This is a genomic window from Marinobacter sp., from assembly GCF_039977835.1.
Taxonomy (GTDB): Bacteria; Pseudomonadota; Gammaproteobacteria; order Pseudomonadales; family Oleiphilaceae; genus Marinobacter.
This window is the reverse complement of record NZ_JBDWCL010000034.1, coordinates 20,826-32,984: the sequence shown is the minus strand read 5'-3', so window position 1 is coordinate 32,984 and position 12,159 is coordinate 20,826. Positions and strand designations below refer to the sequence as shown.

The following is a 12,159-nucleotide window of genomic DNA, read 5'->3' as shown; positions in this document are numbered from 1 at the left end:
ACGCCACTAGAGCCCCTGGGCACCCCGACGCAGCCAGTCATGTACAAACGACAGTTTGTGACGGGCAAAATCCGAGAGCACGAACGGATATAGGTCTTCCAGCCCCATGGACCGGTTCACGTGGTTTACCCCCACGGCAATTGAGGCCGCGATATGAATCAGTCTTTGGGCGTCTGGTTCGGAATACGGGTCCCAGTTCGGGCCCGGAACCTGCGGGGACGTCAGGCCGCCGGCCACAAAGCTGTCCGTGAGGTCCGTCAGGTGTAGCAAGTGGGCAGCCGTCTCGGCCCAGTCTTCGTGGGGATGGGCAGAGGCATAACTGGTCAGGTAAAACTGTTTCCAGTCCGGTGGTGGGCCATTTTCGTAGTGGTGCTGGAGTGCCCCCGGGTAGCTGATGCGCTCATCGCCAAACATGGCGCGAAACGCGTCCAGGAAGTCTTCACGCAGGCTCAGACGCCACCAGAGCATGTGGGCTATCTCGTGGCGCATATGGCCAATCATGGTCCGGTAGGGCTCTTCCAGAGCTTCCCGGCGGGTTGTACGCAACACCGGATCAGCTTCTGCCACACTGATCGTGACCACGCCCTGGGCATGGCCCATGGGGACAGGCGTAGGCCCCTCGGCAAGCATATGGAAAACCGGCCGCGCACCCGGATCCTCCGGGCGGAACCAGTGCCAGCGCCCCAGATTATCGAGCACCCAGCGCTTGGCGGCCTCGGTTTGTGCCCAGTTGGGCATGGCATGGGCAATGGACGGGTCTGGCGCCAGGGCCGTCATGGCACAGGAGCGGCAGAAGGCACCTTGCTCCGGCGCAATCCAGTTGCAGCCAATGACATCCCGGTTGGCACAGAACGGCGGCATGGGCAGGAAGGCCCTTGCCTGTGGATCGTAAGCGACGGGTGTTCCGTCCGCAGTGGCGAGATTATCGAACCAGAGGGAGCCGGAACCGACAGGGTTGGCGAAAACGCGCATAAATAGAGTCTTCCAGCTGAATGAACTTCGAGTATAGGAACCCGCAGCGCCCAGTGTCCAATTCTCAGCGGACGGATCTTCGCGAGCGCCAGAAGCGGGCAATGGCCGGCTTTACGCTTACGCCGTGAACTACAATCGACAGAGCGACTACCACAAACGTCAGGTGAATCAGTTCCAGTGCGATTTCCTCGGGCAAGCCGTGCTGTGCGGCATACATCAGGTAGTAGAGCGAGCCGATACCGCGAACTCCGAACCAGCCTGCAAGGTTGCGCATGCGCATGGGCGCACTGGTACCGAGTAAGCCAAGGTGAACGCTGATGGGGCGCGCCACAAAGAACACGAACGCCGCAAATCCCACGGCGCGCCAGCTCCACGAGTCCCAGAAAAGCGAACCACCAATCAGCAATACCAGAACGATCTCGGCCAGCCTTTCGAGGTGTTCGTTGAATTCGAGGGAGCTCTGGTGAACATGGGCGATGGCCTGGGGTTCTGTCCCCGGCTCTGCTTCTCCACAGGTCGGGTCCGAATACCGTTGCATCAGCCCGGCCAGTTTCAACTCGGTGTGCCGTAATGCCACCGCAGCACTGAAGACCGCCAGAAAACCCCAGGCGTGGACCAGCAGGCTGATGCCGTAGGCGAATGCGATGAGCCCCAGGCCCAGGAAGCTCTCAAGAAATTCGGAGCTGGTAAAGCTGGTGCGCAGCTTCTGCACCAGCCAGCCAACGGCATAGCCTGCCAGAACGCCGATGCCGATACCTGCGCCGGTCGCCCAGGCCACATCAACCACCAGCCAGCGAAAACCATTATCGCCCAGATCGTGCAACCCCAGCAGGCCCAGTCCCAGCATAATAAAGGGAAAGGCGCTGCCGTCGTTTATGCCGGCTTCGCAGGTCAGGGCAAACCTGAGCCGGTCAGGGTCATCGGCATGGCGAACCTGCACCTCCGTGGCCAGCACAGGATCTGTCGGGGCCACCACGGCGCCGAGGAGAACCGCGGCACCCAGTGGCAGCGCCAGCCAGTAATACCCGAACAGGGCCACCAGCCCGACGGTCAGCGTCATCGAAATAACGGCAAGCTGCAGGGGATTGCGCCAGCGCTTCGGGGTGACCGGTGCCGGCATCTTCACCCCGGCGCAGTAAAGCGAAATCAGCACGGCAATTTCCGTCAGCAACTCCAGCAATGCTGACTCTTCCAGCGGGTTGAAATGAAACAGGCCAAAGCCCATCGGTCCGACGATGAAACCGATAAAAAGGTACACAATGGCAGAGGTTGCCGGTACGGTCTTGATGTACGAAGCCGTAAAGCCCACCACCAGCAGTAGTGAGCCGAGTAATATAAACCAGGTAGCAGTGGTCATCGAAAGCTCATCGCAGAATGTTGTTACGCCATTCGCCTTGCAGGGCTATTCGAGGTACACGGTGCGCTCTTCAGTACTGCATTGCCACCCCGTGAGGATTAAATCGCAGTAAAGGCGCACCCGTAATTGGCAGCCCATCCAGATCGACCAGCAGATGGCGCCAGGTTGTGATCTGTGAATTCCAGGAGTCCGCGTTTACCATGCTAGAGTAAGAGCCGACTGGTGAGCGAAAGCGTAAAAGAGATAAAAATGACTGACAGACCCGACCTGCTGCAAAACAGGCTGCTTGCATCGCTGTCTGAAGACGCCCAGCAACGTATCTTCCCGAAGCTGAAGCCAGTGGAACTGTTTCTTGGCGATGTTATCTACGAATCGAATCAGCACATAGAATACGTCTATTTTCCAGTCGACTGCATTATCTCATTGCTTTACGTGATGGTGAATGGATCTTCCGCCGAGATATCGGTGGTGGGTAAGGACGGTATGGCCGGCGTTGCGGTTGTCATGGGCGGGGAAAGCACCCCGAACCGGTTGATCGTGCAAAGCCATGGCCATGCCTATCGAATGTCAGCTGCCGAACTGAAGAACGAATTCAACAACCATTCCGAAATACGCATTCTCACATTGCGTTTTACCCAGGCGCTTATCACCCAGATGTCCCAGACAGCGGTATGCAACCGCCATCATTCCATCGATCAGCAGCTGTGCCGCTGGTTGCTGTTGTCTCTGGACCGCCTCGAAAACAACAGACTTGATATGACTCAGGAACTGATTGCCAACATGCTTGGCGTGCGGCGTGAGGGTGTGACTGAAGCAGCAGGAAAGCTCCAAAAACTGGGTGTCATCACATACCAGCGAGGCCACATCACGGTGATCGACCGTGCGAAAATGGAGGCACTGAGCTGTGAATGCTACGGCGTGGTCAAACGTGAAACTGATCGCCTCGAAGCCAAGCGCCTCTGATCCTCGGTGGGGCGATCCTTATGCCGCGAATGGTCTTCCCACGATACTGCAATACCTGGAGTTGGAGGATGATGCCCGGAAAACAAGCGATACTCTGGCGGTCAGTGAAAAGCAGATTGAAACAAACGAGGGCCGCTTCCATGACGCGATAGATTAGACCGTTGCCCAATGATAGTTGTTTCTCAACGTGGTACTCGCGCCGGTGACCCTAAACTGGTCACCGGCATCAACCACCACTTTAATGAATCAGAGCTCTAACCCGGCTCAGAAGTTATAACCCAGACCTACGGTGTAGGCCCAGATGCCGTCATCCTGGAACGCATCCGTGGCATCATCGGTGTCGCTGAACAGGAACTGATACTCGGCGCGCGCCAGGAAATAGGTCTTGGTCTGCACGTAGTACTTTAATCCCGTTTCCAGGCCGGCAAAGGCACTGTCCTTGACTCCGTCGCCGTAGATGCCGCCGAGGCTACCACCGACAAAAGGTCGCGCGCGGTCGTTGAGAAATTGATAGTCGAGGTATCCACGGGTTGAGCCGTTCCAGAAATCATCCGTGACACCTTCACCTTCGATATCGGCGAAATTCACACTCTGGCGGATACCGGCCACCACATCATTTCGCAGATACCAGCCCAAATCACCGGTCACGCCAAAGCTGCCGCTATTGAAATCCCGGTCGTTACTGCCGGTTCCGGAGAGGGAGAATTCACGGTCACCCTCGCGCGGGCCAAATTCAGCGGATTGTGCGGATACTGCCAGGGGCAAGGCGCCTAGAAGACAGAAAGTGATCGCCGCAGTCTTGATTCTGATCATGGGAAGCTCCTTGCTCACATTGTTCAGATTGTATTTCCGTGATGCGCCCATTCATATGCGGCGCGGACGTGGCGTAGCAAAAGGTGGTACGTTTTCCCAATGCATGCTCACAACCATAGGATCGGGGTTGGAGCCCCCGGTTGTCTGTACGCAAGCACACACATGCTCTGGAGTGCACAGCATAGAATCTACGCCGCACCCTCACTACGATCATTTCACGGGGTGCATTTAGCTGAGACGGATATAAAAAACGGCCTGCGCCAGGAGCGAGGCCGGTGCTAGAGGGCTTTGCGGGTCCAGAGCCATACGGCCAAGATGCGCCGTTAACAGCACCAGTTCAACGTAAGCCGAGAAAGGAGAGAACCACCAGAATGATAACCACGACACCGACAATATAGATGATCTTGTTCATGGAGAGATTCTCATCCTCTGATTCCTGAATTCTGGTTGCGCCTCATCCTTGTGGCACATGATGTAACATCCTGTTGCGGCTGTTCCATTGCCTCATCTTCAGTTAGGTTAACTTTTTGGTTTTGTCAGGTCTGTTCGCTGTCGCACTGAGTATGCGAAAACCGGGAGGGAACTTTGGCCCACGTAATAAGGGAAGCTGGGTTGATCATTCGCTATATCGTAGGCCGCTACAAAATAATTTCTGCCGGCATTAGTCTGCCAGTCGGCGCACCAGTATGGATTCATTAGCGGGGGCGACCGGTTAATTCTCAGCTGTGACTATCTGAAATCTGTGCCAACATCTGCTCAACCGCCTGGGCTGCATGTATCTCTGTTGTATCGTATAGCGGAACCGAGGTATCGGCCTGCCGGATCAGCAAGCCGATTTCGGTACAGCCAAGAATAACGGCCTGCGCGCCGCGTTCCGCCAGTGAGGCGACAATATCGAGGTACGCCTCGCGGGACGCCGGTTTGATTTCACCCCGGCACAGCTCCTCGTAGATTATGTGATGAACCGTATCTCGCTGGGCGTCATCCGGGGTAAGCACTTCGATGCCGGCAGCTTCCAGGCGGTCGCGGTAAAACGCCTGTTCCATGGTAAAGCGCGTGCCCAGAAGCCCCACGCGGGTAATACCGTCCTGCATGAGAACCCTTGATGTAGCATCGGCGATGTGGAGCAGTGGCAAATCAATGGCCCGTTCAATTTCCGGTACCACCTTGTGCATGGTGTTGGTGCCAATCACCAGAAAATCCGCGCCCGCATTTTGAAGCGATTGTGCGGCCCGGGAGAGTATCCGGGCAGTTTCCGCCCAGTCACCCTTGTGTTGAAGCGCCTCAATCTCGGCAAAATCGACGCTGAAAAGCACCAGTTTTGCGGAATGCAGGCCACCAAGACGGGCCTTCACGCCTTCGTTGATCAACCGGTAATAGGTTTGGGTGGATTCCCAGCTCATGCCGCCGAGAAGGCCGATGGTTTTCATAACGACAGTCCTTGTTCGTAGTTAACGGACGGGGGCAAAACCCCAATAGTGTCAAAATAATGTAAATCCCAGCAAGAAGCAGAGATACGGTAAAACTTCGCAGCGTACTAATGATATGTTGAGGCCTGACTTGACTCCATATCCATTACTGTACCTGGCTGTTCATGATAGAGGTCATTAACAAATCGTGCTCGCGGCTTTTTCCCATTGTCGCCATTCTGCTTCTCACTGCCTGCGCAACCCACCGGGATACTGCCCGGGAGCCGGTGGTTCTTCCGGCTGAGTTCACCTCGTCCGGGGCATCCGTTCTCTCCGACACCTGGTGGCAGTCTTTTGATGATGACCGACTGAATAAACTGGTCACTCAGGCCCTGGAGGATAATCTCAGCCTCCGGGCCAGCTATCAGAGATTACTCCAGGCCCGCGCCCTTGCGGACAGGCAGCGTGCCGGCCTTTTCCCCACCCTGGACGCCACTGCAGGGGCCGAGCGGCAGGAATCCGAAAATGCTGAGACTACCCGGTTCAGTGCCGGCCTGAGCGCCAGCTACGAGGTGGACCTGTGGGGGCGTGTGCAGTCCCTGACCGAGGCAGAGTCACTGCGTGCATCCGCCACTCTCGCGGATTACCAGGCCGCGGCGGTTTCTCTGAGCGGAGAAATTGCGAGCACCTGGTTCCAGCTTGTCGAGCAGAGGGCACAGCTCGAACTGGCTCAAACCCAGTTACAGACCAACAGAAACGTGTTGACCGTGATCGAATCCCGGTTTGCGATGGGCCAGAACAACAGTGCGGATGTGCTTCGCCAGCGGCAGTTGGTCAGTGCTTCCCGGGAACGTTTGAGTAACATTGAGGGCGAAGCCGGTGTGCTTCAGCATCAACTTGCCGTTCTGCTTGGGCACTCGCCGGGAGAGTACAGCGTGCCTGGGGGCGATACCCTGCCGGCGTTACCTCCTCTGCCTGAAACCGGTGTGCCGGCAGACCTTATTCAGCGGCGGCCGGACCTGCAGCAGGCCTGGCGAGTGGTTCGGGCGGCTGATCAGGACCTGGCTGCCGCCATCAGTAACCGGTTCCCGCGATTCTCCATTGAGGCTTCCGTCAACTCGCAGGCGAGCGATGCCGGAGATATGTTCGACAACTGGCTGGCAACCCTGGCCGGCAACTTGTTGGTCCCCCTGGTGGACGGCGGTGAACGCCGGGCTGAGGTACGCCGCTCCGAGGCCGTGCTGGAAGAGCTTGTCCAGGAATATGGGCAGGCCGTTCTTGTCGCCATCCGGGGGGTGGAAGATGCACTGGTTCGGGAACAGCAGCAGCGCCGGCGGCTGCGCAGTCTGGATGCCCAGAGTCAACTCGCTGATACCACCTACCGGCAGCTGCGTACCCAGTATCTGAACGGCGCCGTCAGTTATATTGAGGTGTTAACTGCGTTGAAGGATAAACAGGACCTGCAGCGAACGATCCTGACGACACGCCAACAGCTGCTCACTACCCGAGTGGCACTCTACCGTGCACTGGCCGGAAGCATCGAATCCGCAACAACAGCGGAGAACAATGAGGCATGAGCCAACCCATCGACGAGAATGTTGTCCGTCCTGAGCGGGGCAAAGCCGGACCGTTGAAAACGGTGTTTGTGTCGCTGATGATTGTACTGGCCGGGGTTGCACTGATCTGGCTGATCTTCAAGACCGAACCCACGGCGACCCGCAAAGAGACTGCCCGCGAAACCGCCATGCTGGTGGACGTTCAGGCTGTTAGCCGGGGACGCTATACGCCTACCGTTGAAGTGATGGGGCAGGTTGTCCCGGCACGGGAGATTACGCTTGGCTCCCGGGTAGGTGGTGAAGTCATTAACCAGGCCGACGCCTTCACACCGGGCCAGCGAGTTGCAAAGGGTACGGAACTGATTCGCATCGACCCTGCCGATTATGAAGCCACGCTGTTACAGCGGCGCAGTGAACTGCAGCAGGCAAGGGCAGACCTTGAGCTTGAACAGGGCCAACAGGCGGTCGCCCGTCAGGAATTCGAGTTACTGGGCGACGATATCGAGGCCGTTAACGACGCCCTGATTCTGCGCAAGCCCCAACTGAAACAGGCCAAAGCCCGGGTGGCCGCCGCCGAGGCTGCCGTGCAGCAGGCAAGGCTTGATCTCGCACGCACCCGGATTCGCGCGCCATTTCCTGCCCAGGTGCTTAGCCGGGAAGTGACACTGGGGTCCCAGGTCAGTGCCGGCCAGTCCCTCGGCCGGCTGGTGGGAACGGGTCAATACTGGGTGGAGGCGACGGTGCCATTGTCCAAACTCCGGTGGTTGACCTTTGACACCAGCCCGGATACCCCTGGGGCCCCCGTTAGCCTGCATCACGACACTGTCTGGCCATCCGGGCAGACACGGGAAGGCCAACTAACGCAGCTGATTGGTGACCTCGACAGCGACGCTCGCATGGCCCGGATTCTGATTACCGTCAACGACCCCCTGGCACTGAATCAGTCCGAGGGCGAGCCGGCACTGATCCTCGGAGCCTTTGTGCGTGCAGAAATAGAAGGCCGGTCTCTCGATGATGTCGTGCGGCTGGAGCGAGCTCATGTGCGTCGCAACAATACGGTATGGGTCATGGAGGACCGCAAGTTGGCTATTCGTGAGGTTGAAATTGCCTTCCGCGACGACGATTACGCCTTCGTAAAGACAGGTCTGGAGGACGGTGACAAGGTAATTACCAACAATCTCTCGTCAGTTGTGAGTGGCGCCCGGTTAAGGCTGGAGAGTGACCGCGATGAGTGATTCGATCAAAGGCAAAGGATGGGTCGGTCCCATTGCGTGGATGGCCCGAAATTCCATCGCCGCCAACCTGATGATGATCCTGCTGCTGGCCGGCGGGTTCTGGATGGCCACGGAGGTGCAGAAGGAGGTTTTCCCGGAATTCCAGCTTGACCTGGTTCAGATTACGGTCAGTTACCCAGGCGCCTCACCCGAAGAAGTGGAGCAAGGCATACTTTTACCCGTTGAAGAAGCTGTCCAGGGTATCCAGAGTATCGAGGAAATGACCTCCACTGCACGTGAGGGCAGCGGCAACATCCAGCTCGAAATGGTCCCCGGCACCAACCGTATGCAGGCCCTGCAGGACATAGAGCAGGCGGTGGACCGCATTCGCACCTTCCCGGAGCAGGCCGAAGAGCCGGAAATCCGACTGGTGACGCCCACCCGCGATGTCATGGAACTGACCCTCTACGGCGATGTGGATATATGGACGTTAAGGCAACTCGGTGAGCAGGTACGCAACCGTTTGCTTTCGGAAAACGCGATAACCCAGGCAGTCATTGGTGATGTACCGGCCTACATGACCAGTGTGGAAATTCCCCAGGAGACCCTGCGTAAATACAACCTGACCTTGGCGGATGTCGCCGGCCGTATTGAGCAGTCCAGCGAGGACATACCGGCTGGCTCCATGGCCACCGAAAACGGCGATATATTGCTGAGGCTCAAGGAGCGCAAGCAGTGGGCCGAAGCCTTCGAGAGTATTGTGGTTCTCAATGCGTCGTCCGGTGGCGCCGTCACCCTCGGCGATATTGCCACTGTCCGCGACGGCTTTGAGGAGGACGGTTTTCACTCCCGCTTCAATAGCCTGCCTTCGGTGGAAATAGAGATATTCCGTACCGGAGACCAGTCGCCTCTGGATATCGCCGCTGCTGTCGAACAGGTCATGGCGGAGCTGGAAGTGACCCTGCCGGATGCCGTCAAGCTGCGAATCGACAGCAACAGGGCCGAACACTTTGAAGACCGGATGGACATGTTGCTTGAGAATGGCGTCATGGCCATGGTGATCGTGCTGGTAATCCTCAGTCTTTTCCTGGAGTACCGGCTGGCATTCTGGATCATGATGGGGATGACCATCTCCTTTGTGGGCAGTGTGCTGTTCCTGCCGGTGATGGACGTCAGTATCAACATGATCTCCATGTTCGGCTTCCTGATGGTGCTGGGGATAGTGGTGGATGACGCCATAGTGGTGGGCGAGAACATCTACGAGTACCGGGAGCAGGGCATGGGCTTCATGGAAGCGGCCATCCAGGGTGCCAAAGACATTGCCGGCCCGGTCACTTTCAGCATTCTGACCAACATAGTTGCCTTCATGCCCCTGCTTTTCATCCCCGGCGTCACTGGTAAATTCTGGTGGCCCCTGGGTGTGGTGATCATTCTGGTACTGGCTATTTCGCTGATCGAAGCCCTGTTCATCCTGCCTGCACACCTGGCCCACAGCGGCAAAGGCAGTGTGACCATCTGGGGCCACTGGATGCACAGCGTCCAAAGGGTGTTCTCGCAGGGATTCCAGTCGCTGGTGGATCGTGGTTACCGGCCACTGCTGGATCTCGCCCTGCGTTTTCGCTACATCACGCTGTCTGCAGCGTTCACGATAATGGTGGTCTCCGGTGCCTACGCAATCAGTGACCACATGGGTATGATCATGATGCCGGAGGCACCGGCGGACGAAATCGAGGCAGGTCTCAGGCTGCCGGTTGGAACAACGGCCCGCAGGGCTGGTGAAATGGCCATGGCCATCACCCAGGATACCCAGCGTCTGTTTGAGGAAAACAATCTCTCCCGCAATGTCGAGGGCATCAAAACCAATGTCCGGGGCCAGCGGTCCATCGATGTCGAGCTTGTGCTTCTTCCGGCGGACGATCGGGACATGACAGTCAACGAAATCATCGAGCTGTGGCGTAACGAGCTTGGGGATTTCAAAGGTGTCGACCAGATTACATTCCAGGCAGAGCAGGGCCCTGGTAGCTGGCGGGACGATATCAGTGTGGACCTCAGCCACACCGACATCGATATCCTTTCCCTTGCCAGCCAGCGCCTCGTTGAAGAACTGAAGCAGGTGAGTCAGACCCGCAGTGTGAATGACAACTACAGCACCGGGAAACCCCAGTTCGACATCAGCCTCACCGATGAGGGCCGGGCGCTCGGCCTGACGGGTGCCTTTGTGGGCAGACAACTGCGGGATGCTTTTTACGGCAGTATTGCCTTGCGACAGTTGCGGGGCATCAATGAGAACGAGATACGGGTGCGGCTGCCGGAAGACCAGCGGCAGGACCTGCACTACCTGAACAACTTCGTGATCCGTACGGCAGAGGGGCAGGAAGTACCCCTGATGGATGTGGCCAAAGTGACCATCAGCGAATCCCTCCGCTCCATTGACCGCCGTGATGGCCGGCGGGTCATTACCGTTGGTACAGACGTACTACCCAAATCCGCTACCCGTCAGGTACTGAACCTGATGCAGACCGAAATACTGCCACAACTGCGCGCTGACTTTCCGGGCCTGACCTGGACTTTTCAGGGTAGCCAGGCGGACCTGCGAGAGTCTACCACTGCGCTTTGGGGTGGCTTCGGCCTGGCCCTGGGCGCCATCTTCGCGTTACTGGCAGTGGCCTTTGGCAGTTACCTGCAACCGCTTGTGGTCATGCTGGCCATACCATTCGGTGCTGTGGGTGCCATCATTGGTCACATGATTCTGGGGATGGAGCTGTCACTGGTCAGCATCATGGGCATTGTTGCCCTGTCCGGTGTGGTGGTGAACGACTCGCTGATCATGGTGTCTTATGCCAATCGGCAACGTGAGCGGCTCGGCCCGGCACAGGCCATTTACGAGGCAGGCCTGCGCCGCTTCCGGCCTATTGTTCTGACCACAGTAACCACCTTCGGTGGCCTGACACCAATCATTACTGAAACTTCGTTGCAGGCAACCTATCTGGTTCCTATGGCAGTGTCGCTCGGTTTCGGCATCGTGTTTGCCACCGCGTTAATCCTGTTTCTTGTGCCTTGCCTTTACCTGGTGCTGGAAGACCTGAAGTCATTAACCACACGCGGGAACGTGTTACCGGCCACCGGCAACGTCCAGCAGTGACCCTGTTACATAGGAAGCCTTGTCCGAAAGTAACCATACAATGGTCTCGGCGACTTCCTCCGGGTGGCCGCCACGTTTCAGGGGGATGGACGGTGTCAGGCGCTCAACGCGGCCGGGCTCGCCGCCGTCAGCGTGGATATCGGTGTGAATAAAGCCGGGGCGGACGCCGTTGACACGTATATTCCGTTCCGCCGCTTCCGCAGATAATCCTTTGGTAAGGGCGTCCATAGCGGCCTTCGATGCCGCATAATCGGTATATTCGAATGGCGAGCCGGTACGAGCGGCGAGAGACGAGACGTTCACGATGGCGCTCCCGTCCGGCATTCGCCTCATGGCCTCGCGGCAGCAGAGAAAGCAACTGGTAACGTTGGTGTGCATCACACGGTTAAAGCGTTCAACGTCCATATCCACCAGCCGGCACTGGGTAAACAGCACGCCTACGTTATTCACCAGGTCGGTAACCGGCCCGAAGGCGTGTTCCGTCGCATCAAACAGGGCCACTACGTCCTGCTCCCGGCCGACATCGGCCTGAAAGGCGAGAGCTTGACCGCCGCTTGCAACAATTTCCGCCACCACAGCTTCAGCCTGTTCTGACCGGGAGAGGTAATTAACGCAAACCGCATACCCCTTCGTCGCCAGCAACTTTGCCGTGGCAGCCCCGATACCACGGCTGGCGCCGGTGACGATGGCAACGCGATTCATTGGACGTCTCCTCAAAGGATTAGTCAGGTGA

General features: G+C 57.7%; 9 protein-coding genes. 4 read left to right on the top strand and 5 right to left on the bottom strand.

The window, feature by feature from the left end; genetic code table 11:
- Positions 1-6: 6 nt before the first annotated feature.
- Together ABJM11_RS09210 and ABJM11_RS09205 are read right to left on the bottom strand one after the other, a co-directional pair.
- Positions 7-972, bottom strand: a complete 966-nt coding sequence (locus tag ABJM11_RS09210; protein ID WP_348297037.1) for a putative zinc-binding metallopeptidase — start codon at positions 970-972, stop codon at positions 7-9.
- Between the two features lie 64 nt (positions 973-1,036).
- Positions 1,037-2,329, bottom strand: coding sequence for a cation:proton antiporter (locus ABJM11_RS09205; RefSeq protein WP_348297036.1), 1,293 nt, complete (start codon positions 2,327-2,329; stop codon positions 1,037-1,039).
- A 249-nt stretch (positions 2,330-2,578) separates the two neighbouring features.
- Here ABJM11_RS09205 and ABJM11_RS09200 point away from each other — a divergent pair, with 249 nt between their 5' ends.
- Positions 2,579-3,292 (top strand): Crp/Fnr family transcriptional regulator, encoded by a 714-nt coding sequence (locus ABJM11_RS09200; RefSeq protein ID WP_348297035.1) that lies wholly within the window; start codon positions 2,579-2,581, stop codon positions 3,290-3,292.
- 264 nt (positions 3,293-3,556) lie between these two features.
- Here ABJM11_RS09200 and ABJM11_RS09195 read toward each other — a convergent pair whose 3' ends face one another.
- Together ABJM11_RS09195 and ABJM11_RS09190 are read right to left on the bottom strand one after the other, a co-directional pair.
- On the bottom strand, positions 3,557-4,105 hold the full coding sequence (locus ABJM11_RS09195; RefSeq protein ID WP_348297034.1) for a hypothetical protein: 549 nt from the start codon (positions 4,103-4,105) through the stop codon (positions 3,557-3,559).
- Between the two features lie 719 nt (positions 4,106-4,824).
- Positions 4,825-5,535, bottom strand: a complete 711-nt coding sequence (locus ABJM11_RS09190) for an aspartate/glutamate racemase family protein (protein ID WP_348297033.1) — start codon at positions 5,533-5,535, stop codon at positions 4,825-4,827.
- A gap of 164 nt (positions 5,536-5,699) precedes the next feature.
- Here ABJM11_RS09190 and ABJM11_RS09185 point away from each other — a divergent pair, with 164 nt between their 5' ends.
- The 3 genes from ABJM11_RS09185 to ABJM11_RS09175 are packed head-to-tail and all read left to right on the top strand — an operon-like array spanning position 5,700 to position 11,426.
- Positions 5,700-7,091, top strand: a complete 1,392-nt coding sequence (locus tag ABJM11_RS09185) for an efflux transporter outer membrane subunit (RefSeq protein WP_348297032.1) — start codon at positions 5,700-5,702, stop codon at positions 7,089-7,091.
- Positions 7,088-8,305 (top strand): efflux RND transporter periplasmic adaptor subunit, encoded by a 1,218-nt coding sequence (locus tag ABJM11_RS09180; protein WP_348297031.1) that lies wholly within the window; start codon positions 7,088-7,090, stop codon positions 8,303-8,305. Before ABJM11_RS09185 ends, ABJM11_RS09180 begins: the two co-directional genes overlap by 4 nt.
- Positions 8,298-11,426, top strand: a complete 3,129-nt coding sequence (locus ABJM11_RS09175) for an efflux RND transporter permease subunit (protein ID WP_348297030.1) — start codon at positions 8,298-8,300, stop codon at positions 11,424-11,426. Before ABJM11_RS09180 ends, ABJM11_RS09175 begins: the two co-directional genes overlap by 8 nt.
- Here the strand turns inward: ABJM11_RS09175 and ABJM11_RS09170 are convergent.
- Complete coding sequence (locus ABJM11_RS09170) at positions 11,397-12,128, bottom strand: glucose 1-dehydrogenase (RefSeq protein ID WP_348297029.1); 732 nt, start codon at positions 12,126-12,128, stop codon at positions 11,397-11,399. The two genes, ABJM11_RS09175 and ABJM11_RS09170, sit on opposite strands and share 30 nt — an antisense overlap.
- Positions 12,129-12,159: the final 31 nt, after the last annotated feature.